General features: G+C 63.8%; 30 protein-coding genes. 12 read left to right on the forward strand and 18 right to left on the reverse strand.

Annotated elements, in window-relative coordinates; translation table 11 throughout:
- A partial coding sequence (locus ACFOM8_RS16610) for a DUF3768 domain-containing protein (protein WP_377763198.1) occupies positions 1–201 on the forward strand: 201 nt, incomplete at its 5' end.
- Between the two features lie 74 nt (positions 202–275).
- Here the strand turns inward: ACFOM8_RS16610 and ACFOM8_RS16615 are convergent.
- Positions 276–596: a DUF1330 domain-containing protein gene (locus tag ACFOM8_RS16615; RefSeq protein WP_306609330.1), complete on the reverse strand. Its 321-nt coding sequence runs from the start codon at positions 594–596 to the stop codon at positions 276–278.
- 316 nt (positions 597–912) lie between these two features.
- Here ACFOM8_RS16615 and ACFOM8_RS16620 point away from each other — a divergent pair, with 316 nt between their 5' ends.
- From ACFOM8_RS16620 to ACFOM8_RS16645, 6 genes are all read left to right on the forward strand, one after another.
- On the forward strand, positions 913–1,119 hold the full coding sequence (locus ACFOM8_RS16620) for a cold-shock protein (protein WP_306609328.1): 207 nt from the start codon (positions 913–915) through the stop codon (positions 1,117–1,119).
- A 140-nt stretch (positions 1,120–1,259) separates the two neighbouring features.
- Entirely contained in the window at positions 1,260–1,541 is a 282-nt protein-coding gene (locus ACFOM8_RS16625) for a hypothetical protein (protein WP_306609326.1), read from the forward strand.
- 723 nt (positions 1,542–2,264) lie between these two features.
- Positions 2,265–2,651, forward strand: a complete 387-nt coding sequence (locus ACFOM8_RS16630; protein WP_377763200.1) for a hypothetical protein — start codon at positions 2,265–2,267, stop codon at positions 2,649–2,651.
- Positions 2,632–4,527 carry a relaxase/mobilization nuclease domain-containing protein gene (locus ACFOM8_RS16635; RefSeq protein WP_377763202.1) on the forward strand — a complete coding sequence of 632 codons (1,896 nt, stop codon included), beginning with the start codon at positions 2,632–2,634 and terminating at the stop codon, positions 4,525–4,527. The genes ACFOM8_RS16630 and ACFOM8_RS16635 overlap by 20 nt, the downstream gene beginning before the upstream one ends.
- A 126-nt stretch (positions 4,528–4,653) precedes the next feature.
- The gene (locus ACFOM8_RS16640) at positions 4,654–4,947 is read left to right on the forward strand and encodes a type II toxin-antitoxin system ParD family antitoxin (RefSeq protein WP_377763203.1); all 294 of its coding nucleotides are present in this window, start codon (positions 4,654–4,656) and stop codon (positions 4,945–4,947) included.
- Positions 4,926–5,243: a type II toxin-antitoxin system RelE/ParE family toxin gene (locus tag ACFOM8_RS16645; RefSeq protein WP_265501426.1), complete on the forward strand. Its 318-nt coding sequence runs from the start codon at positions 4,926–4,928 to the stop codon at positions 5,241–5,243. The genes ACFOM8_RS16640 and ACFOM8_RS16645 overlap by 22 nt, the downstream gene beginning before the upstream one ends.
- A gap of 63 nt (positions 5,244–5,306) precedes the next feature.
- On the opposite strand, the gene ACFOM8_RS16650 is transcribed toward ACFOM8_RS16645, so the two are convergent.
- The 17 genes from ACFOM8_RS16650 to ACFOM8_RS16730 form a co-directional block, all read right to left on the reverse strand.
- On the reverse strand, positions 5,307–7,238 hold the full coding sequence (locus tag ACFOM8_RS16650; protein WP_377763205.1) for a type IV secretory system conjugative DNA transfer family protein: 1,932 nt from the start codon (positions 7,236–7,238) through the stop codon (positions 5,307–5,309).
- A complete protein-coding gene (locus tag ACFOM8_RS16655) occupies positions 7,235–8,233 on the reverse strand; it encodes an ATPase, T2SS/T4P/T4SS family (protein WP_377763207.1) in 999 nt (332 codons plus the stop codon). The genes ACFOM8_RS16650 and ACFOM8_RS16655 overlap by 4 nt, the downstream gene beginning before the upstream one ends.
- A complete protein-coding gene (locus ACFOM8_RS16660; RefSeq protein ID WP_377763209.1) occupies positions 8,230–9,609 on the reverse strand; it encodes a TrbI/VirB10 family protein in 1,380 nt (459 codons plus the stop codon). Before ACFOM8_RS16660 ends, ACFOM8_RS16655 begins: the two co-directional genes overlap by 4 nt.
- Positions 9,609–10,340, reverse strand: a complete 732-nt coding sequence (locus tag ACFOM8_RS16665) for a TrbG/VirB9 family P-type conjugative transfer protein (RefSeq protein WP_265501428.1) — start codon at positions 10,338–10,340, stop codon at positions 9,609–9,611. The genes ACFOM8_RS16660 and ACFOM8_RS16665 overlap by 1 nt, the downstream gene beginning before the upstream one ends.
- A complete protein-coding gene (locus ACFOM8_RS16670) occupies positions 10,337–11,023 on the reverse strand; it encodes a virB8 family protein (protein ID WP_265501429.1) in 687 nt (228 codons plus the stop codon). The genes ACFOM8_RS16665 and ACFOM8_RS16670 overlap by 4 nt, the downstream gene beginning before the upstream one ends.
- A gap of 24 nt (positions 11,024–11,047) precedes the next feature.
- A complete protein-coding gene (locus ACFOM8_RS16675; protein ID WP_265501430.1) occupies positions 11,048–12,088 on the reverse strand; it encodes a type IV secretion system protein in 1,041 nt (346 codons plus the stop codon).
- A complete protein-coding gene (locus ACFOM8_RS16680; RefSeq protein WP_377763211.1) occupies positions 12,088–12,624 on the reverse strand; it encodes a hypothetical protein in 537 nt (178 codons plus the stop codon). Before ACFOM8_RS16680 ends, ACFOM8_RS16675 begins: the two co-directional genes overlap by 1 nt.
- A 2-nt stretch (positions 12,625–12,626) precedes the next feature.
- The gene (locus tag ACFOM8_RS16685; RefSeq protein ID WP_377763212.1) at positions 12,627–13,418 is read right to left on the reverse strand and encodes a type IV secretion system protein; all 792 of its coding nucleotides are present in this window, start codon (positions 13,416–13,418) and stop codon (positions 12,627–12,629) included.
- Positions 13,415–14,566, reverse strand: coding sequence for a transglycosylase SLT domain-containing protein (locus tag ACFOM8_RS16690; protein ID WP_377763214.1), 1,152 nt, complete (start codon positions 14,564–14,566; stop codon positions 13,415–13,417). The genes ACFOM8_RS16685 and ACFOM8_RS16690 overlap by 4 nt, the downstream gene beginning before the upstream one ends.
- An 11-nt stretch (positions 14,567–14,577) precedes the next feature.
- The gene (locus ACFOM8_RS16695) at positions 14,578–14,700 is read right to left on the reverse strand and encodes a lipoprotein (RefSeq protein ID WP_377763215.1); all 123 of its coding nucleotides are present in this window, start codon (positions 14,698–14,700) and stop codon (positions 14,578–14,580) included.
- Positions 14,693–16,966, reverse strand: a complete 2,274-nt coding sequence (locus ACFOM8_RS16700; RefSeq protein ID WP_377763217.1) for a VirB4 family type IV secretion/conjugal transfer ATPase — start codon at positions 16,964–16,966, stop codon at positions 14,693–14,695. The genes ACFOM8_RS16695 and ACFOM8_RS16700 overlap by 8 nt, the downstream gene beginning before the upstream one ends.
- Positions 16,967–17,036: 70 nt before the next feature.
- Positions 17,037–17,312, reverse strand: coding sequence for a VirB3 family type IV secretion system protein (locus ACFOM8_RS16705; protein WP_377763218.1), 276 nt, complete (start codon positions 17,310–17,312; stop codon positions 17,037–17,039).
- A complete protein-coding gene (locus tag ACFOM8_RS16710) occupies positions 17,312–17,617 on the reverse strand; it encodes a TrbC/VirB2 family protein (RefSeq protein WP_377763219.1) in 306 nt (101 codons plus the stop codon). The genes ACFOM8_RS16705 and ACFOM8_RS16710 overlap by 1 nt, the downstream gene beginning before the upstream one ends.
- Positions 17,618–17,631: 14 nt before the next feature.
- The gene (locus ACFOM8_RS16715) at positions 17,632–18,162 is read right to left on the reverse strand and encodes a lytic transglycosylase domain-containing protein (RefSeq protein ID WP_449301501.1); all 531 of its coding nucleotides are present in this window, start codon (positions 18,160–18,162) and stop codon (positions 17,632–17,634) included.
- A 280-nt stretch (positions 18,163–18,442) separates the two neighbouring features.
- Positions 18,443–18,814 carry a hypothetical protein gene (locus ACFOM8_RS16720; RefSeq protein ID WP_377763221.1) on the reverse strand — a complete coding sequence of 124 codons (372 nt, stop codon included), beginning with the start codon at positions 18,812–18,814 and terminating at the stop codon, positions 18,443–18,445.
- Positions 18,815–19,309: 495 nt separating this feature from the next.
- Positions 19,310–20,338 (reverse strand): alpha/beta hydrolase family protein, encoded by a 1,029-nt coding sequence (locus tag ACFOM8_RS16725; protein ID WP_377763222.1) that lies wholly within the window; start codon positions 20,336–20,338, stop codon positions 19,310–19,312.
- Positions 20,335–21,999, reverse strand: a complete 1,665-nt coding sequence (locus ACFOM8_RS16730; protein ID WP_377763223.1) for an RcgA family putative transporter — start codon at positions 21,997–21,999, stop codon at positions 20,335–20,337. Before ACFOM8_RS16730 ends, ACFOM8_RS16725 begins: the two co-directional genes overlap by 4 nt.
- A gap of 412 nt (positions 22,000–22,411) precedes the next feature.
- Here ACFOM8_RS16730 and ACFOM8_RS16735 point away from each other — a divergent pair, with 412 nt between their 5' ends.
- The 5 genes from ACFOM8_RS16735 to ACFOM8_RS16755 all read left to right on the forward strand — a co-directional run bounded on the left by ACFOM8_RS16735 (position 22,412) and on the right by ACFOM8_RS16755 (position 26,568).
- Positions 22,412–22,981, forward strand: coding sequence for a hypothetical protein (locus ACFOM8_RS16735; protein ID WP_377763224.1), 570 nt, complete (start codon positions 22,412–22,414; stop codon positions 22,979–22,981).
- Between the two features lie 261 nt (positions 22,982–23,242).
- Positions 23,243–24,490: a replication initiation protein RepC gene (repC, locus tag ACFOM8_RS16740; RefSeq protein WP_377763225.1), complete on the forward strand. Its 1,248-nt coding sequence runs from the start codon at positions 23,243–23,245 to the stop codon at positions 24,488–24,490.
- Positions 24,487–24,834 (forward strand): hypothetical protein, encoded by a 348-nt coding sequence (locus tag ACFOM8_RS16745; RefSeq protein WP_306609280.1) that lies wholly within the window; start codon positions 24,487–24,489, stop codon positions 24,832–24,834. The genes repC and ACFOM8_RS16745 overlap by 4 nt, the downstream gene beginning before the upstream one ends.
- Entirely contained in the window at positions 24,831–25,361 is a 531-nt protein-coding gene (locus ACFOM8_RS16750) for a thermonuclease family protein (protein WP_377763226.1), read from the forward strand. Before ACFOM8_RS16745 ends, ACFOM8_RS16750 begins: the two co-directional genes overlap by 4 nt.
- Entirely contained in the window at positions 25,351–26,568 is a 1,218-nt protein-coding gene (locus ACFOM8_RS16755) for a DUF1173 family protein (RefSeq protein WP_377763228.1), read from the forward strand. The genes ACFOM8_RS16750 and ACFOM8_RS16755 overlap by 11 nt, the downstream gene beginning before the upstream one ends.
- Positions 26,569–26,579 lie beyond the last annotated feature (11 nt).

Genomic DNA, 26,579 nt, shown 5'->3' on the forward strand with positions numbered 1-26,579 from the left:
GACGCGGCGGTCATGGACGATCATGGCACCGATGGCGTCCGCAGCTTCGGCATGCCGGATGTGCCGCACGGAGACGAGACCGTGCGCATCTACTGGAAGATCGACCTTTACGACACCGACGGGCTGATGGGACCGGAGGTGGAAAGCGATCCGGAGCAGACGATCCGCATCCTCACCGTCTGTCTGCCCGACGAATATTGATCTCGCATGGGCGGCTTCGAGACGAGGGGCCGCCCGAAGATCTAACAGGGCGTGCTGCTTCCCGTTCACTCCGGTCAGGCCGTCTCGTCCGGCTGTTGTCCTTCGTATCCGGGCACGATCGCCAGGTCCATGATGGCCTTGCCCGCTCTGAGCCGCATGGCCTCCTCATATTCGGGTGAGGCATAGCAGGCCACGGCTGCATCAAGGCTCGGAAACTCGATCACCACCACGCGGGAGCGGGGGTTGCCTTCCGAGACCTCGCTCTTGGAGCCGCGCGTCAGGAAACGCCCGCCATACTTGCGAAAGGCCTTGCCGTTCTCTGCGATGTAATCCTTGTAGCCCTCCGGGTCGGTCACATCGGCAAATGCGACCCAATAGCCCTTCGTCATGATCATGGCCCTTCCTTGCTTTGCGCCCAGCATAGGGAAGACGCGAGCACAACGCGACCGGCGAGATGCTCAATCGCACACTGCCCCATGACCCGTTCCCGCAGTGTGACGACGACGGCTTGGAGATAGGGTCCTCGCAGAATAGGGACAGGTCCGTCCCGCCTGTCGCCTGTGCAACGCGTGCAGTCCCCCGGGCCCGGCCGAGCCGTCGCCTCGGACGTGGCCGCAGCAGGTTTGCTCTGCCGGCCCCCGATCAGAAATCTCTTGCTGCGCGGCTGAGCGCTATGCCAAGCAAGGTCTTGTTGTGCAGCGGAGAGGGACAATGGCGCGCGGGACAGTCAAGTGGTTCAACACCGACAAGGGATATGGCTTCATTGAGCCGGAGGCCGGAGGCGGGGATGTGTTTGTCCATATCACGGCCGTTCAGCGCGCCGGACTGGACACGCTGCGGGATGGGCAGAAAGTCTCCTTTGAGCTGGAAACCGGCCGCAACGGCAAGACAAGCGCGGTCGATCTGCAGGCCGTCTGAGACGACGAGGCGGTCGCCGCCCTGCCGCAAACGTGCTGCGGGTGCGGACCTCTTCACAAGATCGGTCGGCACCATCCGGTCCTCTTAACGGCTCCTTAACCGGGTCTGCCTTATGCAAATAGCGCATAAGAGGATCGGGCATGAGCTACCGGATCACCACCTACAGCGCCTTGCAGGCCAACCTGTCGGCGGCCAACACGGCCGTGATGCTGTGTCGGGCCAACATCGGTCGGCTGCCAATGTCCAGCCAAGAGCGTGAGGAGACGATCGATCGGATCAGAAAGCAGATCGGCGAATTGGAGACGCTCATCCTGGAGCTTGAAGGACCCGGCCGCAAGCGCGCCGCACCCTTCATCCGGACGCGGATCAGAAAGGCACCACCGCCCCGCCGGGCCAGCACCCTGTCGGACAACAGGACGTAACAGCGGATCCCGATAACAAGGACCCAGGCGAAGGCGCGCCCGTGCTTCACGAAAGGGTCCCGGAGATCTTTCCCGCCTCCGACACCGATGGCACCACGCCTCACGGATGGGGGATCTCTCAGCCGGGCGGGAACACTCTGAAACCAACCACACACACCCGCTCGGCTGATAAGACCTTTATGTCTGCGTCGGGCCTCAGGAGATAGTTGTTCTTTCGGGCAGGGGGGCAGTGCTCTTTAGCAATGGCTCCTGGAGGCTGCGGCTCACCCGCTGTGACCTATTGCCCGAGCCCTCTGTTCAGCAGGGACCCGCCGGGGTAGAGCAGTGCGGTCAGGTCGAGCGGCGAAGCCGAGAAGCGTCGCTTGGCTCGGCCTCGGCGGTGACCAAGCCATCGGGCTGACGACCTCCTGAGAAGCTATCAGACGCTTCCTGATGGTGTGGGGGTGATCTCCTCTCTGTGCGGGACAAAACCCGTGACAGAACCGCCAAAATATGAGAAGATGTGAGGGGTAGGCATGGCAGGAAATGCGCAATGTCTACACCAGTGGACAGGAGCGCCCCATGGCCCTTCGAGACACGACCCAGACCCCGGCAGGCACGACGCGCTCCAGCGGTAGGCGGAGGTCGCCTACATCACAGCGCACACCAAGCGATCCAGCCGGCAAGACCCGCCCGAGCGCTCCTTCCCATAGCCGGGAGACCGCCACTACCAGGGGCCAGTCCGTGTCTGCACGGCTTTCGCCTGCTGAAGTGCAGGCCCTCGAGGCGCTGAAGGACCAGCGGGGACTCAGTTCCAATTCAGACGCCTTGCGCGCCCTGGTGCGCTCCGCCTCGGGCCTGCTGGAGGCGGATCCGGCGACGGCCAGCGGGCTGGAGGCGATCCGGGCCGAGCTGCACGAGATCGGCGTCGCCGTGAACGAGATCGCCCTGGCGGCGGGCCAGGGCCGGATCGATCCGGCTCATGAGCACTGGGCGGCATTCGGTGCCTTGCGGCAGGCCTTGCCGGAGATGCGCTCTTACCTTCGGGCGGTGGTGGACGAGCAGCGCCGGCGCGGCATCCGGCTCTTTGCCGAATGGAGGGAGGCCGAGCGTGGCGAGCCTCGCGGATGACCTGATCGGCGAGATCCGGCTGCGCCGCGCCGGCGGCCGCGTGGCCCGGGACAGCGGGTTCGGCAAGGCGCGGGGACGCCGGTCCGGGGCAGGGGGGTCGTCCTTCTCGGCGCGAGCCCGCAATCTGTGGCGGGTCGGCCAGGGCTCGAACGCCGCGGTGCTGAAGAAGATCGCCCGCGGCGGCACGCAGACGCCGGGTCGGCTCAAGGCGCAGCTCCGGTATCTCTTCACGAAGTCCGAGGCCGTGTTCGGCAACACCATCGGGCTTGATCCCGACGCGGAGGGGCTGACGGCCGATCAGCGCCGCGCGATCGCGCTCGAGTGGTCGGACGGCTGGCGGGGCGAGCCCAAGAACGGCCACACCACGCATCTGCTCCTCTCCTTTCCTTATGATCTCTCGCCCAAGAAGGCCTTGCGGATTGCCGAGGCCTGGGCCTTCGAGATGTTCCAGTCAGGCACCCATATGCAGGATGAATGGGCCTATGTGGCGGCGCTGCATACCGACCGCTCGCATCCGCATGTGCATATCGTGGTGAACAACCGCGGGCTCGAGGAGGGCACCTGGTTCTTCATGGCGAAGGACCATGCCTTCAACCTCGCCATCATGAAGGAGCGCCTGGTCGAGATCGCGGGCGGAATGGGGGTGGAGCTTGATGCCTCCTCGCGGCTCGAGCGGGGCATCCTGACCTATGGGCCGAGCCGCGCCGAGATCGAGGGCGCCGCGCGCGAGCATCGTCCGGTGCGCGAGCGGGCGCTGCAGGGCCCGGCGCTTGAGGAGGGGCTGGCAGTGGTCACCCGCAGTGCGGCCACGCTCAGGACGCTGGCCGGGATCGCCAGCCTCGCCCGGCTGGAGGACGTCAAGATGGGCATGGAGCGGGCCGCGGCGATCCTGGAGGCGGGCGGCATCGTGAGTTCGAAAACCCTGGAGGGTGAGATGATGGATGTGCAGAACACGGATAGCCCGCGGACCCGGCAGGATCTGGACCGGGTCTTCTCGGGCTGGCTCGACCGGGTCGAGGGCGAGATCGCCACGTTGGGACCCAAGGACCGGCGCAAGATGCGCCACGAACTGGCCAAGGTCACTACGGCGATCCTGCGCGATCTGGGCGATGCGCGCGGGGCCGAGCTGGTGCAGGAGCCGCCGCGCTCGACGCTTTACCGGACCGAACTGGACGGGGACGCCATTACCCGGGGCAGCGCGACACGGGTGCTGAGTGGAGAGACCACCCGCGAGATCCGCGCGGCAGTCGTGGCGGCGGCCGAGGCGGTGGGCATCGAGCGCGGCGCAATGGAGCGGCGGCTCGAGCATCGCGCCGCGAATGCCTGGCAGGAGCGGGAATGGGTCAAGGCGGATCTCAAGGCCGTCTCGGCCGCGCAAGGGCTCGATCTGGAGGACGCCAAGGGGCGCGCGCAGGCCGCAGATCTTCTGGACCGCTTCCATGCCCGGGCCACGACAATCCTGGACGGGGCCCTGGGGATCGGTGCGATCGAAAGGACCGCGCACCAGCAAGACGACGACCGCCTGGTCCGCACCCTGGAGACGCTGGCCACGGTGCACCACCGGCACGGCCGGGTGGAGTTCGAGCGGGAGGATCATGCCGAGCGCTTTGCCACCGACCTGAAGGAGCGCTACGGCGAGACGATCATGGCGCAGATCGCTTCAGGCGATGATCGGGCCTTGGCCTCCGACTTCCCCGAGCCGGTGCAGCGGCGCGAGATTGCCCGTGCCCTGGTGGCGGCGGCCGAGAGCCACGAAAGCATGGGGCTGTCCCGGCGGCAGGCCGAGCTGGCCCGGGAACGGCTCCTGGCGCGCGAACACAGCCGTGAGACACCGCAGCACGAGCTGCGCCGCAAGGATCACGATCTGGATCTCTGAAAGGGCGGCAAGCGGCGTTTGATCGGTCGGGACGTGCCTGACGACGCTGTCGCTGGCGCCACGACATGGGAGCCAAGAAAGTACCCGATGTTGCGGATCAAAAGTGTGAGTTGATAACTGTTATGAATGCTGCCACTTTGGTTCCAGCATAAGGAGCAGGACATGCTGAGTGCCGAACTTGGACCGAAGCTTGAAGGCTATGTGGCGGAGCTTGTCGAAAGCGGCCGCTACAACTCGAAAAGTGAGGTCGTGCGCGAGGGCATCCGCCTGATCCAGGAGCGCGAGATGCGCCTGGCCGTGCTGGACCAGGCTCTGGCGCGTGGCATGGCCGATGCCGACGCAGGGCGGGTGCGGCCAGCTGCGGACGTGGCGGCGCGGCTGGAAGCCAGATACGAGGCATGGCCGCGCGGCACGGAATGATCGTCGAGATCACCGCCACGGCCGAGGCGGACCTGGAGGGGATCGGCGATTATATCGCGCGCGACAATCCTGCCCGCGCCGTGACCTTCATCCGGGAGCTTTACCAGTGCTGCATGGACTTGGCGGAGATGCCGCTGGCGTGGCCAATCGTGCCCCGCCATGAGCGCCACGGCATTCGGCGCCGGGTGCATGGGCGCTATCTGATCTTCTATCGCGTCACCCCTGAGCGGATCACGGTCCTGCATGTCGTGAACGGCGCCATGGACATCGAGGCGATCCTGTTCCCGGACGGGTGACGCCGCGGGGCACCAATCCCGAGCCGGATCGAAGCCCCGGGGACACCGGCATCGTGTCCTTGCTCACGACAAGTCGATCTCAACGGCAGCGGCCTTCGTTTCCCGCAGTTGGCGATCGAAATCGTCCATCCCGGCCTGGACTGCTGCAGCAACGTCATTGTCTACGACATCGGAGCCCGCCGGGACATCCGCCTCCTCCAGGACCGTCTGCGCCAGATGCCCGGTTGACGCCGCGGGCTCCCTTGCCGGATGGGGAGGTCGTCTCGAAGAATAGACGACCCGGGCATCGCGCAGCGCGGCCATTTCCGCCCGGAGGGTGTCGAGTTCGTCCCGCAGGGGATCGGGATAGGGCAGCGGTCCCTTCTGGGCGTCGACAAGGGCTTTGAACCGGGCGTCCTCATAATAGACGATCCGGTCAGCCAGAATGGGGTTCTGCCGCTCGGGGATCAGGATGACCTTGTCCGGGGCGAGCCTGCGGATCTCGTCGGGTGTCATCAGCGGACGCTCCTCGTTGCGCCGCGAGACCGACCGCTTCAACAAACCCTTGCCGTCCTGCGAGTAGCTGTCGCTCAGCGCCAGCCGGGTGGTCTTGCCCAGGGCCTCGGCCACCTCGCCGGCGGTCTTTTTCTCGTTGGGCGCGATATAGAGCTTCATCCCGGCGGCCGCCTCGATCGACAGCCGCTCGTTCTCGGAGTAGATGCTTTCCAGCCCCGGCACCGACTGGGTGATGATCGACACCCGCGCGCCATGACCGGCAAGCTGCTTCAGCGATTGCACGATGATCGGCATGGGGCCAAGCTGGTCGAACTCGTCGAGGATGATCTGCACGGGCCAGGGCTCCAGCTTCGGATCGGGGATGCGCGCCCGCATCGTAGCGATCAGTTCGCCAAACATCAGCCGCAAGAGGGGCGAAAGCGTCGGGATGTCGTCGGAATTGGCGACGATATAGACCGCGTGCGGGCTGCGGCGGATGTCGTTCCAGGAAAAGTCGTTGACCGCCGTGACCTTGTCGATGCGCGGGTTCAGCCACAAACCCAGACCCGCCCCGTCGAGGACCGAGACATAGGAGGACAGCGTCCGGTCCGAGTAGCCCGAGAAGTTCAGAAAGATCGTGGCCGAGGGAGCGTGGCGCGTCTCGCCCGCAAGCCTGCGGAAGGCGATTTCCTTGTTCGCAGTATCGAAGAGAAGGCGGGCGATGGCACCGATGCTGGCCGTGCCACGCTCGATGGCCAGCATCCCGGCGGCTACGAACAGCTGGCGCGCGCCCACGATGAAGTCCGACGCGCCACCCTTCTCGGTCTTCGGGATCAGGAAATAGCTGGCAAGCTTCGAAAGCTCAGTGAAGCGCTGATCGGTGTCCGCAATGCGGCCGATCCGCTCAAGCGGGTTGTAGCGGTGTGTCGAATGGTCGAAATCGAAGGGGGCGATGCGGAACACCCGGTCTCCCCCGGCCTGCCGGTGCCGGGAGGTGGCTTCGAAGATCTCGCCCTTGACGTCCATGATGACGCAGGAGCCTGGAAAAAGGAGCGTGTTCGGGATGACATAGCCTACGCCCTTGCCCGAGCGCGTCGGCGCCGCGACCAGGGCGTGCGGGAACTTGTCGTAGCTGCCGCAGACAAAGCGGCCCCTCTTGTGCGCCTTGCCGAACTTGCCGAACACGAGACCCGATCCCAGGGGTTGCACGAGCCCGTTCCGCCGGACTTCGCGGCGGCTTTGGAAATGCGCCTTGCCGTAGGTGGTCAGCCGTCGGGAGACAGACAGGAAGGCTCCGACACTTCCCAGCAGCACCGCACCCGCCAGCACGATCCCGTAGGCTGATCGCCACGGCTCCCGTCCCGCCGCCCGCAAACCCGGGAAATCGGTGAGGAGCACGAACGGATGCCCTGCGTTGGGGTTCGTGCCCGATTGCCACTGCAGCCAAAGGCCGCCGATCATCAGGCCAACAAAGGCTCCGGTAATGAGGCCGGCCGGGACCGCAACGCTCAGGCGGGTCATGGCCTTTCCCCCTCGAGCCCCGGAAACCAGGTCTCCAGGATGCCCCGCCCGGTGCCGATCCGGCCAGTCTGCACGACGACATCGACGGACTGGAGAACATAGTCGCGGATCTCCGACAGCGTCAGCGGCATGCCCGCGCGCATCACCAGGAAGGCCAGCCGGTTGACGGCCTTGCGCGCGCTTGTGGCATGGATGGTGGTGACGCTGCCCTCGTGACCGGTGTTGATGGCCTCGAGGAAGGTGACCGCCTCGGTTCCACGGAGTTCGCCCAGGATGATCCGGTCGGGGCGCAGGCGCAGGGTCATTTCCAGGAGTCTGTCGGTCGAGCGCGCGGAGGCCTCATTCCGTTCGGCGATCAGGCTGACGGTGTTCTCCTGGCCGGGAAGCAGTTCGGATGCATCCTCGATCAGGGCCAGGCGATGCTCGTCTTTTACCATCCACAGGAGCCGCCGCGCCAGTTCGGTCTTGCCCGAGGAGGTGCCCCCCGAGATCACGAGGTTCATGCGCGCCTCGACGCAGGCCCGCAGGAAGGTGTCGGGATCCTCATCTTCGAGCGCCATCCGGCGGATCGCGCGCAAGAGTTCCAGCCGCTCTGCTTCCAGCGACACGGTCTGGTCGCGCAAAAAGTGGAAGGGCCGGGGGGCAGTGCCGGCTTCCCTGCGGCGGAACACCCGAACCGAGATCACCGTGCCCCCCGCCGAGGCGGGCGGGATGATGGCTTGGCAGCGCAGGGCTGCTCCGGCGAGTTCCACGGTGGTCGAGATCGCGGGCTGGTTGTCGGTCAGGGTCAGGCGCTGCTTGTTGGCGATCAGACCCGCCAGATCCCTGACCTCCACGGGCGGGAGGATGATCCCGGCCAAGGACATATGACTGTCGCCTGCACGCTCGACCCAGACCCGGCCGTCGGCGTTGATGGCGATCTCGATGGTGGCCTCGTCGCCGATCAAGGGCTGCAGGATGCCAAGCCGGGTTTCCAGGTGGCCCACCTCCGTCATGGGAGCATTTCCAGGTCGGCGTTCACCATGACCATGATCACGGCGCCCTGATCGACGCTGATCGTGGCAGGGATGTCGATGTAGTCCTTGATCACCCCGCCGATCGCATCGCTGGCGTTGCTGCCAATGTTTTCCGCAGTGTCGCGGGCGATCCCGTCGTCGCTGCCCTCCTCGACGGCGGCCGCGAGCACCGCAGGGGCGGCGCCGATGATCGACACGGCTGCCGCCGCCGAAAAGCGTGCCAGTGTGCGGGTGTTGACCCGGCCCGTCACCCCTGCTCGGCCCACGCGGTCCGTCCCGTAGGCGGCAAGGTCGACCGACTGCCCGTCCGGCGTCACCACCCGGTCCCAGGCCACCATGATCCGCCGCTGGCCTTTCTCGATGGACGAGCTGTAGCGGCCAAACAGCCGCGAGCCGCGCGGGATCAGGACATTGGCCATGTCCATCGACCAGACGTCATAGCTGACCGTGGCCGCGACATTGCCTTCAAGCTGGCTGGAGATGGCGTTGGCAAGCGTGGCCTCGATGAGCGTGCCCTGGACCACGGTTCGCGAGGGTTCGGAAATGACCTCCGACTGGACGGCCTCGGAGCGGCCCGCGCGCCGGAAGCGCTCGGCGGCGTCAGACCGCTCGTCGGTGCCGCCCGCCCCGCTGTCTTCCCCTGTCCCGCTGCCGCCGCCGGCACGATAAGCGACCATCGCCGACTGCGTGCGGGCTTGCAGCAGGGCTTCTTCCTCGGCACGGCGCGCTTCCATCTCGGTTCGGCGCCGCTCAAGCTCTGCCAGCTGCTGCGCTTCCAGATCGGCCTGCACCTGCGTCTGGTTGGCCAGTTCGGCAGCAAGGTCCAGATCGGATTGCAGGCGCAGGTTCTCGCGGGTCAGCTCATCGAGCGCCTGGTCCTTGCCGGCCATGTCGACCTTCAGCTGGTCCAGCTCCGCGCGCAATGCCTCGAGATCGGCGGCGGAGGTTTCCGGGTTGGCTCTGGCTGCGGCCAACTCGGCCCGGACCGCCGCGAGTTCAGCCCTGGCCCGCTCCAGGGCCGCGCGCGCTGCCGCCGCATCAGCCGGGGCCTGCGGATCGGCAACCGTTCGTACCTCGGTGCGCGTGTCCAGCAGCGCTTGCGCAGGGTTTGGCTCGTTCTCGGTCAGCGTGAAGCCGTCAAGTCCGCTGTCGTCTTGGAACTCGCGAACCTCCGAGGTCGGCAGGGGAGACGGAGCCGGATCTCCCGATGGGACCACCGTCGCCACATAGGCGCCCCCGGCAAGTCCCGCCGCCAGCATCCCCGCAGGCAGCGCCAAGCGCCGCCACAGGGGCGGCCTGGCTGCCGGTGGCTGCATCCGGCGCAGCCGTTCCTGCAGGGGATCGGCTTCTGCCATCAGCGCGTCCTCTGCCCGGCACCAGGCTTCGTGCCCTCCACGCAGACATGGGCGTCGCCATGGCGCAGTACCCAGCGTTCCGAGCGCGCGCCGACGGTGATGACGGTGCCGTTCACACTGGTGTTGACGCTGTACTCCCGGCCCCTTGCATCGGCCCGGAAGACCGACGGGATCGGCGCGCCCGGCGGGATCTGGAACAGTGTGCGCTTGCCGTCATCCGAGATCCCGATCGGCGCGAACTCCGCGGCACCCCTGCGACTCAGGACGCGGTAGGTCATCGGCACCTCAGCCGGGATTGCCGCTGCCGCGGCCGCCCCGCGGGAACGAGACCCGCCGCTGCCCGGCACGGTGAACTTCACCGACCAGTGGGGCGTGGCCCGCGAGGACTCCACGGCATGGATGAAGTAGAAGCGCCGGTTGGTCTCAACCGTCAGATTGGTGCTGACGCCGTCGAGGACGGGCTTGACGGTAAAGACGTTGGAGCCTTCAAGCTTCTCGACTTGAAAGGCCTCGCTGTCGCCGATGGCAATCGAGCGGATCGTCTCGCCATCCCCAAGTTCGACCAGAGTGACGTTCCGGACCCGGGTGTTGATGGTATAAACCTGCCCCTCCTGAAAGGTGGCATAGGTCAGGCGGCTGTCATTTCCACCCGCGCGGGGGCGCGCTTCCGCATAGGCCAGGGCGGGCAGGGACAGCGCGAGCAGCGCGACGATGGTGACGGAGCGGATCATGGCCGGACCTCCATATCCTGAGCCTCAAAGCTTTCCGCCGTGATGCGGTAATCAGTGACGGTGAAGCCGAAGGGGTTCTCCCAGACGAGTTCCACCGCACTCGCGGTCGTGGGCTCGAAGGCATAGCGGACCGTGGCATAGAACTTGCCGATCCTGTCCGGCTCGCCGGGCTTCTCGAGGCGCTTGGTAAAGCGGACCTGGGCGGTGTTCTCGGCGACCGGCGTGATCGAGAGCACATCCACGACGACCTTGCCGCTCGCGCCATAGATCAGCGGCGGATAGTTTGGGTTCGTCTTGTTCCATTGTGCCTTCAGCGCCGCCTGCACGCGGGTCGCGGACATGCGGTAGACGCGCAGGATGCGGGCCTCGTTGTCGGCCTCGTCATAGGTCTCGCGGTTCTTGACGTAGTTGTAGAGGAGCGACTGCTCGACAGCGGCACCCTGCTCGACACCGGCCGCCTCGATCCGCACCGCGCGCTCAGCCAGACCGGTGTCCTTGTCCACGATGGTTACGAAAGCCTGTGTTTCCTTCAGGGGCAGCGTCAGCCCTGCGACGGCGACCCCGCCAAGGCCCACCAAAACCCCGCCGATGGCCACACCCCATGCCAACCGCTCGCGCCGGCGGACACCGAAGATCAGTTCGGTTTCCAGGATCGTCCTGCTGTCAGCCTCGCCGTCCTTCATGGTCTTCTCCAGAACTTGGATGCCTCATTGGCTGCTGTCACCCTTGCCCCGCATGATGTTGATGCCGCGCAGCTTGGCGCGCAGATCGGCACCCTTCTCGGCCCATGCTCGGTCCCGAGCACGGGCGGCAAGCATCGGCGTCTTGCCCGTGACAACCCCGGATAGAAGGGCCTCCCCACGGGCCTTGAGCGCCTCTCCTCCCCTGCGTATCCCGGCTCCGGCCGCAGTTGCAGGAAGCAGCACCGGACGCCCGACCAGCCGCACCGCCTCGGGGGCGAAGTTGGCCAGATTGAAGTTGCCGGTGATGTTGGCCGCCGCAGTCGGGATCGCCAGCAGTGCGAAGATGCCCACAAAGGCGACGCACATAAAACCGAGGATCATGGAAAAATCCCGCACCTCGGCTTGCGGTCTGAACTGCGCTTCGGCCATTGCGACAACCGCGCCAATCACTGCAGCTGCCGCAATGGGGTAAAGCAGGTATCCTACGAACGAGGTGAGCCAAGCTTCGAAGAGGCTCTTGGTGCGCTCGAACAGCGTGGCAATCATCGCTAGCGGTGCCACACCCAATAAGAACGCGATCATGATCTTCGAGAAGCCGACGATCAGCACATAGGCCGCCATCAGGATCGACAAGATGATGAACAGGAACCCGGCGATCACGCCCCGGGCGATGGCACTTTGAGCCGCCGCGGCCCCGTCCGCCACATCCGACATCTGCACCGCGAACTTGTCCATGGCCGCCTCGGGCGTGGCTGCCCCGCCGTGAAAGAAGCTAAGGGCAAGATTGCCCGCGCCTGAAGAGAGCGCATCATAGATCGTGCCGAAGTTCGCCCAGGAGCGGGCAAACAGGAAGACCAGCACGATCCTTGACACGACCTGCCAAGCATCGCGCATGGACAGCCGATAAGCCCCAAGCGCCATGTTGACCCCGACCAAGGCGATCAGGAGCGTGGTCACGATCGTCAGCATGGGGTCGAGAGCATCGGCAGTCGACGTGAAGTATGTCTCGCCAACGTCGAGGACTGCTGCGTCCAGGTCGCCGAGAATGGTTTCCACCAAGGCCATCAGTATTCTCCACACATGGCGTCGACGATCTTGATCTGTCGTTCGTAGGCTTCGTAGAGGCCGCGGGTGTGGTCAGGCGTAAGGACATCCACGTCCAATTCCTTGCGCAACCGAACCTCGAACCTGACCACCGTCTCGTGTGGGATGATTTTTCCGGCACAGGTGCAGTCCTGTGTTGCGATGACATTCGTCGTTGAAAGATAAACCGCAATGTCTCGGTAGGCGCGATCGCCAGGCTTATTGGATCGGCGCAGATTGGCATTCATCTCCGGTGTAGGCTCGCAGGTCCGGTTCGGTTGGTTCTGATCTGCGCTTGGCACCCGTTCGACACTCGACACGTCAACATCGGATGACAGGTCGAGGTTCAGGAAATCCTCCTCGGCTTTCCGTTCCGCCTCGCTCATTTCGGCCTGTTGGTCCAAGAGTTCCTGCAGTTCCGGCTCGGGGAGGTCAGGAGGCGCTCCGGAGGTTTGCGCCAGGCCCATCGTGCCAATGCCCAGGATCACCAGCCCGCTCAGCAATGCCGTCCGTCTCATGGTCAGTCCTCCAGCTTCATGCGCAGGTACCTTTCCTCGTCGGCCGCGGTTGCCGCGTCCATGACGCCCATGTTACCCTGACCGACCGTCTGGATCGCCTCCATCGACCAGACATTGGCAAGCGCAATGCCAAGCTCGGCGGTGACCCGCGTGTTGAGATCGATGGCTTCCTTCAGCCCGGCCGTGTCAGGGATGGTCTGCACGAGACCATCGAGCCGCGTCAGGCTGTCCGTCGCCGCCTGTGCCGAGCTTTCCGCGGCCACGCTCATGAAGGCATTGACGTTTGCGGACTGCCCGATCCTGGCCGCTGCGTGATCCTCGCTCCCGGCCAGTATGTCGACGCGCTCTCGCGTAAGGCCCGCGGTCGCGAAGGTGCCGTCCACATGACCCGTGACGGTGCGCCCGCTGCCCAAGATGTCGCCCGAGGCCAGCACACGGGTCCAGTCGCCCTTGCGCGCGGCCTCGACCGAGGTGGTCAGGTCCGAGAACCCGGGCAGGATGTCACGGAGGAAGCTCTCGGGATCGACGCCGAGGTCGGCCAGGGTGAGCCCATCGCGCAAGGCGCGGATCTGGTCCTGCAGCAGCACGATCTGCTGGAGAAGCTGTGTCGTCTGCTCGTCGAGCTTGAGGTTCTGGGCGATCTGCTCCTTCAACTGCAGCTTTGCCTCGGTCAGCTGTTCGGCGAGCTTGGCCAGGCTTGTTGCGTCAATGGTGGGCACGCCTTGTCCGCCGGCGGGCAGGGCCAGGACGCCGGACAGGGCGCCGAGTGCGAGTGCTTTCGAGATCCGTCTCATCCGTCGATCCTCATGTTCAGGTAATCCTCGTCCCGCGCATAGGCCTCGAGGAGCAGCGCGGTGCGGGCGGCCTCGACCTTGCGCTCCACTGCCTGCAGCCGGGTCAGGATCACCGCCATGCGCGCCACCTCGGCGCGGGCATAGGTGTTCAGGTCCATGGCGGCCTTCGCGGACCGGGTCGTCTCGACCTGCCGCAGGATGTCCTGCAGCCGGGCCATGGAGCCCGCCATGGTGTTCAGGCTGACCGCAGCATAGCCCCCGGCCGCGTCCGAGACGTTGGATGCCTCGGCAATCGCCATATCGCGCGGGTCCAGTGTCCCGATGGCGTGGGCGTCCCCACCCATCCGGGCCGCGTAGCGGTTGTAGTAACCAGTGATCTTGACGACGTAGTTCTGCGTCTCCCGGAAAGGCGGAATGCCTCCGTGTTTCTGAACTGCGCCGGGTCCGGCATTGTAGGCGGCGAGCGCCAGCGGCATGCTCCCGAACATGCCGAGCCCCTTCAGGAGATAGCGCGCGCCGCCATCAAGCTGGGTGCGGGGATCCTGGCGGCTGCCATCGTCGGGAATGCCCAGCTCGGTAAAAGTGCCCGGCATGATCTGGGTCAGCCCGAAGGCACCGACGTGGCTGCGGGCGGCGATGGAGAAGTTCGACTCCTGCTTGACGAGCGCCTGCAGCCAGCAGCGGAACTCGACCGCATCGATCCCCGCCCGCGCCAGGGCCGGGTGGCCGGCATGCGCCTGCGCGGTGTCCGCGATCATCTGCTCGATCGTGAGGGGCGCATCACCCATGATGCGGGCAGCATAAGGGTTGTTGTCGGGGATGGCGTAGATTTCCGCAGTACCCGTGAAGGCACCATCGCCTGAGAGCCCTGCGGCTTCGAGGCCCGGCACGAAGCGGGAAGTCTCGGACAGAAGATCGAGCGTCTCCTGCGCCGCTGCCAGCTGATCGCCCCGCGCGCCGATCTGCCTCAGCCGTTCCTCGTTCTTGGCTTGCAGCTCCCCTGTCCGGGCCGCCTCCTCGCGCAGACCGAGCACCTCGAGGGCAACCTTTCTGGCGTCGATCACCGGCACGCCTTGTCCCGCCACGCCTGCGGGGATTACCACAAGGGCGATCAGGATGCAGGCGGGAGCGGAAACGCAGGCCTGCATCGCACGTCCTCCTAATTGCAGGGACTTGTGGCCAGGAAGGCCATGCCCGACCAGCAGTTGGTCTTGCGGATCGGCGGGTCGCCGCAGCCCGCAAGCAGGGCGGTCAGGCCCGCGAGTATCAGGAGCTTACGCATCGTGGGTTCTCCAGAAGTGGGGCCGCGCGGCATAGTCGGCGCCGAAGGCTCGGTGGCCAGCCTCGCCCCCACCAAGCGCTGTCAGGAGGGAGCCGAGCGGCGCGAGATCGACGTTGAGGATCGTGGAGTCGTCACCGTGGCGCCACAGCGCCTGGCGCTCGGCCGTGCGTCCCGTCAGGATGAAGTGCAGTTCGTTGTCGGTGAAGGCGAAGCCCTCGTAGTCCGCGACATCGGCAGCCCGGTTGGGAAAGATCATCTGGTTTGGCATGGCCTGGATGATCGAGCCGGAGTGGCTGTCGCGGATCTGGGACGGAAACTGCGTGAGCAGCACGACCACGACATTGAGCTTGCGCACGGTGACCAGCCACTTCGGCAGCCAGCGGGCGAAGAACGTGTCGTCAAAGACCGTGGACGCCTCGTCGATCACCAGAAGGGTCGGGCGCTTCTCCTCGAAGAGAAGCTCAAGGCGCCGGAAGATGTAGGACAGCACCGCCGTGCGTTCCGTCGCCATGGACAGGATCTCGGTCAGGTCGATCCCCGTCACGGCCGCGGTGAGATCGATCACCGGCTGATCGGCCTCCCCGAAGACCCAGGCGTAGCGCCCCTCGGGTGCCCATTCGGCAAGCTTCATCGCGAGTTCGCGGCCATCACCCACATCCCCGATGAGGTCCCCGAAATGGGCAAATGTCCTGAGCGCCTCCGGTGCCTGGCCGTTCTGGCGCACGGCGCCTTTCAGCGCCTCGGCCTGCTGCGGCGTGAGCCGGGGGCCGTCGCGCTCGACCAGCCGGGCCAGCCAGTCCAGAAGCCAGGCCTCGCCGCGTGGGCCGCGCTCCGTCAGAAGCGGATTGAGCCCGGTGGGCTGACCCGCGCGAATGGCCGCATACCGGCCCCCGAGCACTGTGATCGCCATGCGCAGTGCCTGGTCCTTGTCAAAGAGGATCATCCGGGCGCCCGTTCGCTGTGCCTGCGCGGCCAGAAACGCCATTAGCGAGGACTTGCCGCTGCCCGAGGGACCAAGAAACAGCGTGTGTCCGATGGTGGGCTCCGCCTTGGGATCGCCCGGCGCATGGAAGCTGAAGCGATGTGCCGCACCCGTTGCCGTCTGGAACACCGTGACCGGCGTGCGCCAAGGCAGGGCCTCGGCCCGGGTGCCCGCGCTCGCCATGTGGAAGGACGCCATGTCGGCGAAGTTGATCGACTTGGTGAGCGGGTTCCAGATCTCGTAGTCCCGGTTTCCGGGATGGGCCGCGAAGTAGGTGGCAGCCATCGTGTCATTGCAGCGCACGAGCTTGACCTTGGCCTGCTCGGCCACGCTGCGGACCTGCGATACCTTCGCCTCCAGCGCGGCGCGGCTCTCGGCAAAGACCGTGATCGTCATCTGGTGCTCGCCGAAGCCGCAGCGGCCCGACTCCACATCGTCATAGGTCTCGTGCAGGTCGGCGGCAACGGAGCCGACCAGATCGCCCGCGGCTTCCATCTGCTGGATGCGGCGCTTGGCCAGTTCGCTGACCTTGGTCATGGCAACGGGCGTATAGGAATGCGAGATCACCGTGTCGGTGCCGGCATCAAGGGCATCGAGCATGCCCGGCCAGGTCTGCTGGGCATTGCGCCAGACCGACAGGACGGCCGCATGGCGGGGTCCGTCAAAGCCGTCGCGGAACTCGGCCACCGGTCCCTTGAAGCGGACGGACAGGAGCGAAACATCCTCGGCGATCAGCGTGTGCAGCCCGCGATACTCGGGCCGGTAAAACCCGGTGCTGATGGCCGCGTAAAAGCCGAGAAGCGTGCCGTCGCTGATCCTGAGGCGATGGGCCTTGAGCGGCAGGCTGGTTTCCAGGATCGAGACGACCTCGCGGAGCTCGCCCAGGCGTTCGGCGGTGTTGCGGTCGAGAAGCCGCCCGGCGGCCTTTGCAAAAAGCGGCACCCTGAGCGGCACCCGCTTGTTGCGCACCACCGTCAGCACCAGCATGAACTCGCGCAAGGCGCGGCCGGACAGATGGTCGCGCCATGCTGTCTCCACGTCCTGCGCGAAGCCCTCGCCATAAAGGGGCTTCAGGCTGAGCGCGGCGGGCCGCATCAGCCGGTGGATGTAGAAGCTGAACCGGTCATCAAGCCCGTCGAGGATGGCCGCGAAGCTGCGGGCCAGATCGAGGATGTCTCGGTCGGAGGCGGTGATCCCGTCGATGCCGCCGATCTCCAGGCTCATCATCAGCGCGTTCTCGCGGGTACGCACCGTGTGATCGTCGATCTCCAGCGCATAGGGCATCTCCGCATAGACCTGCGGCGATCTCGGCACATGGCGCCGCGCGCGTTCGCTGACCGGGAGAGATCGGGCGCTAAACATAATGGCGGCCCGCCCTCCGTTTCCTGCGGGAGAGGGGCGGCGGGGTCTTCCTCATCACCACCGACAGGGCCTTGTGGCCGTTCGGGTTGATCGCGGTGATCAGGCGGGCAAGGCCGTACCAGAGGGGTGCGGTCAGCAGCCAGGAAGCGGCCTTGACCCAGATGAAGGGCAGCATGACAAGCGCGCCGACCGCCATCGTGTAGGGCATCGGCAGGCCCAGAAGCTTGGCCTGACGCGACAGCCCGAGAATGACAGCATGGCGTTCCATCAGCTGAAGACCGCCTTCAGGTCCGCGACAAAGCCTGGGGCACCGAAGACCAGGAGGGCACCGACGGCAATCATCAGTACCCACATCCAGCTGATCTTGTTGAAGGCGGCCGCGAAGCCGGCCAGAACAATGGCCACCGTGAAGAACACGGTGGCGATGTTGCCGCGGATCCAGGCGACGAAGTCGTTGCCGACCGTGTCGGCTTTCGAGAAGTCCACGCCCGATTGCGCCAGGGCGTCGCCGGCTACAGCGGTCACCAGGAGCGCGGCGAGGAGGAAGAACATCAGGAAACGCATCGAAACCATGAGGGTGGCCTTTCCTAGTTTCGGAGGAGGCGGTCGCGTTCCGCCAGCACGCGGATCACGTAGTCACGGGTTTCCCGATAGGGCGGGACGCCGCGATAGCGTTCGACGGCTCCCGGCCCGGCATTGTAGGCGGCAAGCGCCAGCAAGGGCGAGCGGAACACCTGCAATTGCAGGAGCAGGTAGCGGGCGCCGCCATCAAGGTTCTGCATGGGATCGTGCGGGTTCACGCCGAGCTTGGCGGCCGTACCCGGCATCAGTTGGGCGTAGCCTATGGCACCCTTGGAACTCCGGGCGCGCGGGTTGAAGCGCGACTCCTGCCAGACCAGGGCCTGAAACAGAGCGGCCCACTCCCGGGGCGGAATATCATTCTGCGTCAGGGCAGGGTGGTGCTGGTAGCGGAGCGCCACGGCTCGTGTGGCAGCAATGCCGGATGAGCGACTGGCAGAGGCAGGCAGGGCAGATCGCGATGCATCCTGCGGAGCCAAGAGCATCATGGTACTGCCGGAGTTGGCCGCTCCCTTTTCGAGGGCTTCCCCTTCTCGCATATGCAGGTTGATGCGACGGCCATCAGCATCGAAGCGCTGTACAGAACTGGAACCCGGGATATCGATCTGCCTTCCGCTTGCATCAAAGCGGATGACGTCGGCTGCGGCAGGCGAGACAAGTCCGATCAGACTGATGAGGATCGCTGTCCTGAGAGACCTGTGTTGCCCGCGTTTGACGGAGGTCGCAGGATCCGTGACGAGAACAGAAGCAAAATTCCCGCGGTCTGGACGATATCTATTCTGAAACGCGGACGCCCTTGAGGCGCCTTGATTGCCTGAGCTAGAGCCGCGCGACCATGGTGATGCCTTTGGCTCCAGGAATGACTGTGGCGGTGATGCCCAAATCCATCTGGGCGTTGAACAATCCGGTGGTGGTCTTGATTTCTTTGTACGCGTAATCTGACGGATCAAGCTTACGACCAGATTGCTCAGCCCGTCGCCGTTCGCGGTATAGGTCCCTCTGCGTGACGACCACACCGAAACGACCTGTTTCCGGCTCAAAGGCCACCAGGTACCACGAGCCCCGAACCGTGTTTTGTGCTGGGACAGGATCTTCGGCACAGACGACGTGAAGCTCCCAGCCGTCCAGAAGTTTCTCTCTGCACATGTCAAGGGTGAGCACCTCGTTGCTAACCTGGACTTGGTTGGTCATGCGACGCGCTCCACAATGCAGTCTGACGCGTCCACGTCAGACTATCAAAATACGTATTCACAAGGCAAGTAGGTAAAATATTGGTTTCCACCCCGGCTGCCGAGTCTTTGTTATCCGTGTTGGCCAAGACTCTTCAAGCTATGGCAACTCGATCGATGTGATCGTCTTCCGCTCAACTTTAGCTGATATTTGAGCAGCTTGATGCCGGGGAGATTTCGCCAGAACGAAACTGTTCGAGGCAACCTGAGACTGCCCATTTCGCGTCCGCCGGTGACTCTACCCGCGCATGCTGCCAGCAGCGGCTTCCAGCCAGTTTAGCCACCACGAACCATGACGGTCCCGACGAAGGTGTCTGCTGCCAAGCCTGCCCCAGCAGACATATCGACGAACAACCAGGCGTCGTTGCGCATCTTAGCGCTGGTGATCATTGCCACCCTCTCACCGGGCTCGCGATGACGGAGAGGACCTATGCAAGAAAACGAAAGTCCAAATCCTTCAGGGGTACCGACGGAGTAATGCCCTTAATTTCAATCCGGATAAAATAACATAAGGGGGGATTGATAAAGAATAATGGCCGCAGTTTGCTTCCAGGATATCCAGCGTGGCTCCGGCGTCTTTCAGCCGGTCGACAAACCGCTTCGACAGTTCAGGTAACACAACCTTGTCTCTCAAGGCCAGAACAATCAAAATGTCCAAATCTGGCCGAGCTAGCTTGTCGGTGTAGTTCTCCAGGTTCAATGGACCCCAAGCCCTGTTTAGATCACGTAAATTGATCTTGGACTCCAAGCTCTCCCGGATCGATTGTGTTGCACGACCGGTCCAAACCATATCGGCAAGACTTCCTGCCGTCAAAAACAACGCAGCTTTCTTGACGGTGATATCGTGCGCTGCGATCAGTCCTGCTACCCAAGAGCCTAAACTTATTCCGAGTACGGATATCCCCTTGTAACCCTCGGCCCTGAGCCATCGTATGAGCTTCCTGCCATCCAGTACTGCTTGCTTTACGGACCGGATCGTTCTGCCGAGATTGGCACTAAGCATATAGTCGGCATGAAAGGAGGCCGGACGCTTGCGTTCGAGGTGATAGGGCAGGGCGATCTCAACAACCGTTACACCTTGCCGAGAAAAAAACCTTGCTAGCAGATCATTCCGGGATCGTGCATTCCAATGATGGAACACGACCAACGCCTGATCCAAAGACCTGCCGGTTGTAATCTTAGCGAACGCCGTATTGTTCTCGTTAGTCTCCGTGGCGATATCTGAGGGGAAACTGATCCATCCATTTCGAGCTTCGATGGATATATCAGGTCCAATCGGTTCATCGAAGTACGAAGGGTCTGCAACGGCTTGATCGGCAAGGTCACAAAAGTCTGCAACACTGGCGACGCTGCCGGCCCTTGGGAAGGCCAATTCGGAAGCAAGGACAAAGTCCGTTGCCTTCTTTCCTTCCTCTCCGCGCTGCGCTCGGCGTTCATCCCAACGATCAAGCCAGCTGTGGTACATGGGGATCGTCCTCTCGCTCATCTTCCCAGCCGAAAAGCTGGATTGATCAAACTGTATATCGCGAGAAGCCCGCCGAGGCTTAGCAAGATGGAAAAGCCGGTGAAGACATCGATGAGCAGGTAGGTAGCTACAAGCAGCCCCACAACCCCAAACATCATTCCCAAACGCACACCAGGCTGGCCGAAGGTATCACCTTGCCGCTTTTCATGTGAAGCGTCAGCATTATTGAGCGCTTTTGCCTTGGCAAAAATCGAGCGAACTCGAGCGGCTCCATGCAGGAAGACTGCACACGTCGTCAATGCGACGAGAAGGCTGCTATAAAGTGTGGGTCTACTGTAGGAGAGGCGATCAGTGCTTGCTTGTTGTCCGATCACGGCCGACATCAGGTCGTCAACAAACCACGTGACGATGGTCTCTGCCCGCGACAACATGAACATGTTTTGAAGCTTCATGCAGATTGCAATGAGAAGCCCTAAAATGGTGCATCGGTATATGCCAAGCATCACTCTGGTGCAGGCCTCAAGAAGTTCTTTCTGATTGTCGGCAGTTGACCAGAGTTCTGACGTCTGTCCGATCTTTGATAAATCATGAGCCAGCGTGAAGAGTAAAATCAGGCCTGCGAAGAAAATAAAGAAGCATATACCCATATAGAGGTATGCAGCGCCAGTGAAGACGATTGCCTCTGGAACCGATATAATGTCTGGACGAAGAATTGCTATACGGCCCCAGTCCACACCAAAGTTGCCCGGATCGCTCGTCAGCAGCGGGACCAAGCACTCGTTGATCCATTGCGCTACAGAGGCAATGAGCAAACAAACAAGAAGACTTGCCCAGTATGGATATGAATAATCTTCAATGCGGCGCATCCAGTCACGGGTACACTGGTCTTTTCGTCCCCGTGTAAACTTCACGCGCCCTTCTTCTTTCCAGTAGGCGATTAATTCACCCGCGAACATGAGATACAGGGGAAGGATCACCAGGAAGAGAATTGTCCAATTCGGCGCCCACAGAAACCCCACCTGCTTGGTCCCTTCGTTCGGTTGGTCATAGATAACGCTATGAATATCGACAACGTACGACAGGAAGCCCAGTGCCACGGCGCCCGCAAACACCGTTGCCGGCAAATCCAGCAAGGATCGGCGACTGAAGAGTGCCTCGGATCGACTTGCCAGGCTGAAGCGTCGAAACGATCCAGCAGGGATGTTCTCGCTTGATGTCTCTGGCGGCGGGGCTGCCTCGTTACGGGAGGACGCAGATGGAGCCGTATCTGTGTTCTCCAAGGCACTGAGCCCATCGCCGCCGGTCTGCTTCCGTCTCCTGGCTGTCAGCCGTGATTGCGCCGTGCTGAGTTCTACCTGCCAATCGCCGGTCGCGACCGGATCATCACATCCTAGAATTCTCGCCAGCCATCGGATGTTGCTAGGGCTGATGCCCTTGTCGTTCTCCTGAAACCAAAGCTGCACCGTTCTCAGATCCACCCCATCCCGATTTCCCTCGATCTGTGAGATTGCTTCTGCAAGAAGCTCGGGCGTCCATGGGCCAGCGGGAAACCCATCGTTGTCCGCTGGCCGACCCGCACCGACGGCAGCTATTCGGGCGAAGAGTTCCTTGAAGTCACTCCCGTCTTTTGGGGGTGGCAGAAAAAACTTATTGTTCTTTTTGAAAGGAGTGGCGGGTTCCATTTCGTTTCGTTTCGCCTGATTTCATATCCTCTCGTGACTTCTTTCCTTATGGAAGCACAGCTACCGGGGGTGCAGAAAGGGTTTTGTCAGTTCGAGCGTGAACGAGACCTGACACAAGCCCCTCTTTTGCGGGCCGAGAGATTGCCCACTGGGTGGAGGGATAGATGATGCATCAGGATCAGACGACAAAACGGGAAGCGGTCCTCACGAAAACGGTTGTCGAGGGTCAGACAACCCGTGCGCTTTATCGCTGGAACACGGGTGAGTTTTCCCAGATTTCTGTTCCCGAAAACTTTTTCTTCGATCCTTCGAGGGCCATCCGCCCGCGGACGTACTCGCAATCGCCGGTTGCCACGTAGGGACAAGGGGAGTAATCATAATACCGATCTGCAGTGCAGATAGGTTCAATGATATGGATTGCTGGCACATACGCAACATCGTCACGGCCGGGCTGATTGTCGCAGTCCCGGCACTCACCCCCTCTTCTGCCCTCGCCTATCCTATCGATTGCGCCATCTTGCTCTGCATGGCTGGCGGCTTTCCGGCATCGGCCGAATGCTCGGCCGCCAAAGCCGAGGTCATCCGTCGCATCACCCCCTGGCCCATCGAGCCGCCGTTGCAACTCTGGCGATGTCCCATGGGGAGCAGTCCCGACCTGCCGGCTGACGGCGCGGGGACCTTGTCGCCGGACGTCGCGGCATACCGTGACGCGATCGAGGTCTGGTATCTTGCCAAGTCCGTGACGAGCGGCAGTGGAGGGCGGGACATGTATCTGGATACTGTGCGAGGCACCTACGATGCGTCTGGTCGCCTTGTGCGGCAAAGCGTTGACGAGGAGGACTGGCCTGCATGGCTGGACCCCACAGTTCGGGCCAGAACCGGGAGCACGCTGTTAAGTGAGTACGGTCCAAGCTTTCGGGCCGTCGTGCTGCGCATGCAGGATTACACCGGTGCATATTCCATGGAGTGGGTGAGCTACTGATGCCTGTACCGGCCGTTGAGCAGTCCACGACGAAAAGAAGGGACAACGAGGTCATACAAACGATCACTGAGACATAGAAAACCCCCGCGCGGGGTCCGCACGAGGGGAGGTTCAATAACACAGGTTTGCAGACCTGTATCAGCTCTACTTGTTAGGAGCGATCGTGATTGAATCCGTCCCAAAAATCAAGCGTGAAAACGCATCCGTGCGAACGAATGCGTTTTGGCTGCGGCTCCCGTGCTCCCAGTTCCCGAGGAGCAAATGGCACGAACGTTCACAGCAAAGGCCCATTCCCATCACGATCTCCCAACCTACCCAATCCTACCATTTGGATGGCAGCGCGACGCTTTCATTCACCTTGTGGAGCGGGTCGCCCCGCATCTCGGCGTTGGCCGGGCAGCGGCCCATACGTGGACCCGGCTGGCTGCCATGACCCGGCCGACAGATTGGGTAGAGCCCGACCGAGAGCCAAGCGTTTATGCTGCTGCGTCCGAACTGGCAAAGATGCTTGCTCTCTCCGAGGCACGGCTGCGTGCGCACACGGCACGGCTCGAACAGGCAGGGCTTCTCGAGCGAAGGACAGCCGCAAATGGCAGCCGATCCCGCCAAGCCGGAACCGGATTGTTCTTCAGTGGTGTCATTGACCGGTTTTCCGATTTGCTTGCTCTCGATGCGCAGCTGACCACAGCACGGCACAAGGCCATCTATCTTCGGGGTCAACGCAGTACTCATTGGCGCTGTCTCCGCCGGGCTCTGGAGCAGCTCCGCGACGTTGCCTCCCAGGATGCCCGCGTCCAAGCCATGGAGGATGCCTGGGCTGCCTGGCCTCGCGCCGACCGGCTGCATGCCATGACGCTGGATGCGCTTGCCGCGCACGAAAGGGAAGCGGATACCCTGACGCGAGCCGCCCTCGATCTGCTCGCAACGCTCCGGAAATCAGTCGATCAACCGCTCGAAAACGAGCGGTCCCATTTACAAGATACAAGCGAAGATTTTTCCTTGTCTTGTGATGCCCGCACCGAGGGCAGACGGTTTGCGGTGGAGCCGACGCTCGGCCACCCTTCTCGCCCGAGACGGGTGAGCAGCACAACAGACGCCGAGGACAGGCGTAAGGGTGGGCCGAACGCTGCCGGACGCGAATGGCTTATCAAACTCGGCCCTGAGCGGCTGTTCCGGCTCGCCTCACCCGAGATGCAGTTCTACCTGTCCGGGCGGGCTGATCCCGAGCGCCTGAGGTTTCATGACTTCATCTGGACGGCGGAGCGGCGTGTGCTGGAACTGAGCATTCACTCCTCCGCCTGGTCCGATGCCTGCACGGCCATGGGCGAGGACGGCGCAACGGTGGCCATGCTGATCCTTGACGCGCGCCGAGACGATCCCGTGGCGCCGATCATCAGCCCCGGCGGCTATCTGCGGGGCATGACGCGGGCCTGGCTGCAGGGTCACCTGAACATGATGGGCAGTCTGATCGGCCTCAGCGAACGCCGGCGCCGGGAGGAGGCGTTGTGACGCATCATCGCTTCATCACCGCCGCCCTGCTGTCGATGCTTTTGATCACTCCTGCCGCAAAGGCGCAGGCTCCGGTCTGCGTTCCACCCGAGGAGCCCTGGGTTCCGGAGCGAGACGCGGATATCGAAGCCTATGTCGATCTGGTGGCGGCTGATTTCGAGCGGTACTTCTCGGCATTGACCCAGCATTTCCAGTGCCTGGATCAGGCATGGCAGGATAGCCTCGCGCGGGGCCGCGCCGTTTCCGCCGCGCGCGAGACCTTCGTGCAGCGTGCGACAGCGCTTGACCTCCGGGCGCGTCTCGGGGTCGATCCGCAGCCGCCGTCAGACGGGAGGCCGAAATGAGCAAAGCGGCTTGGCTCGCCCTGCTTGTCCTCGTGGCGGCAATGCTCGTGCTGGCTGGGCAGGAGCAAATGACCCCTGCGACTCGTGTGACAGGCCCTGCGCGGGTGATCGATGGCGACACGCTTGTTATCGGCGGGTGGCGGATCCGCATCCTCGGCATAGACGCCCCCGAACGGGACCAGACCTGCTATGACGCCGCCGGGGAGACATGGCCCTGCGGCGGGGCTGCCAGACAAGCCCTAGCGGCGCGCATCGCTCGGCAGCCGGTATCCTGCCATGTCGCGGGTCCGGACCGCTACGGCCGCGATCTGGCACGCTGCTCCACAGGCGGCACCGATCTGGCCGCGTGGCTGGTCCGCGAGGGATGGGCCATTCCCGCGGGCGATGAGCAGGGCCGGTACAGGGCGGCCGCGCGTGAGGCGGAGGCCAGGGGGGCAGGCATGTGGCGCGGCAGCTTCATGCGGCCGGCGGACTGGCGCAGGGCAGGGGACCGGCCGCACCGGGAGGGAGCGGACGATGAACGCTGAGGGCAGATGCTACCGGCTGGGGCATGTCCGCTTTTGCGACGATGCGCCCGAGCTGCAAGGGATCCTCGCCCGGGCGCATGACGGTCATGCCAGGCCGCTGTGCCAGTGCTGCGAGGCTGAACCGCCCATGTATGTGGCCCTGATCAATGGTGTGTTTCACCTCAAGCGCATGCCCGGCACCGGACATACGCATGACCTTGCCTGCCCGTCCTTCGATCCACCCCCGGAGCTCTCGGGGCTTGGGCCACTCTCCGGACAGGCCATCGTCACGGACGAGGCAGGCGATACGATGCTCAGGCTCGGCTTTTCGCTGTCCCTGCGCGGCAGCAGGCCGTCGTCGTCGAGCGAAGAGAGTGAAGCGGATACCGTGTCGGTGACCGCCAGCCCGCGCAGGCTGCGGCTCCTTGCCCTCTTGCACTATCTTTGGGACGCTGCGGGACTGACGACATGGCGCAAGGCTTACGGACGGCGCAGCTGGTGGATCGTGCACCGCGAGCTCTGCCTTGTGTTGGCCCGCGCCCGAACCCGGTCTGGGCCGCTGTCGGACATCCTCTTTGTTCCGCCTCCCTACGTCCTAGAGGACAAGGAGCGCCTGGCAAGCGAACGGCGGCGCTTTCTCCACAGGCTGCAGCCTGTGGCGGGCAAGCCCACGGGGCTTGGCCTGCTGGTGGCCGAGCTCAAGGGTCAGGAGCCCGCGCAATACGGCCGCAAGCTCCGCTTCAAGCATCTGCCGGACTTTTCCGTTTTCGTCGACAGCGACACGGCCAAGCGGTTCGACAGAGCTGCCGCCCGAAAGGTGCGGCTCGTCGAGGCCACGCCAAACAGTCACCTGATGGCCATCGCGACCTTTGCCCTGAAAGGCAGTTATGCCGAGATCCGGGAGATTGCCCTGATGGCGGTCGATGGCCGGTGGATCCCCTTTGCGGGCGAGCGGGATCATGCGCTGCTCGAAGCCCTCGCCGAGCGGGATTTTGTCCGCTGCCTGCCCTACAACCTGCCGGCGGATGCGCCCATTGCCACCGCCGTTCTGCTCGATGGCGACGGACCGATCGCGCTCTATGTGCCGGCACCGGACATGTCGGCGGATCGCGAGGAGGATCTGCGTCGGATCGCGGCAGAGGGTCTTTATCCGGCCTGGCACTGGCCGGCGGGGGTTTTCGACATGCCGGAGCTCCCGCGGCGCGTGGACCATGGCACACGGATCTGATCCACGCCCTT

It is taken from the genome of Paracoccus angustae (assembly GCF_042648745.1).
GTDB lineage: Bacteria > Pseudomonadota > Alphaproteobacteria > Rhodobacterales > Rhodobacteraceae > Paracoccus > Paracoccus angustae.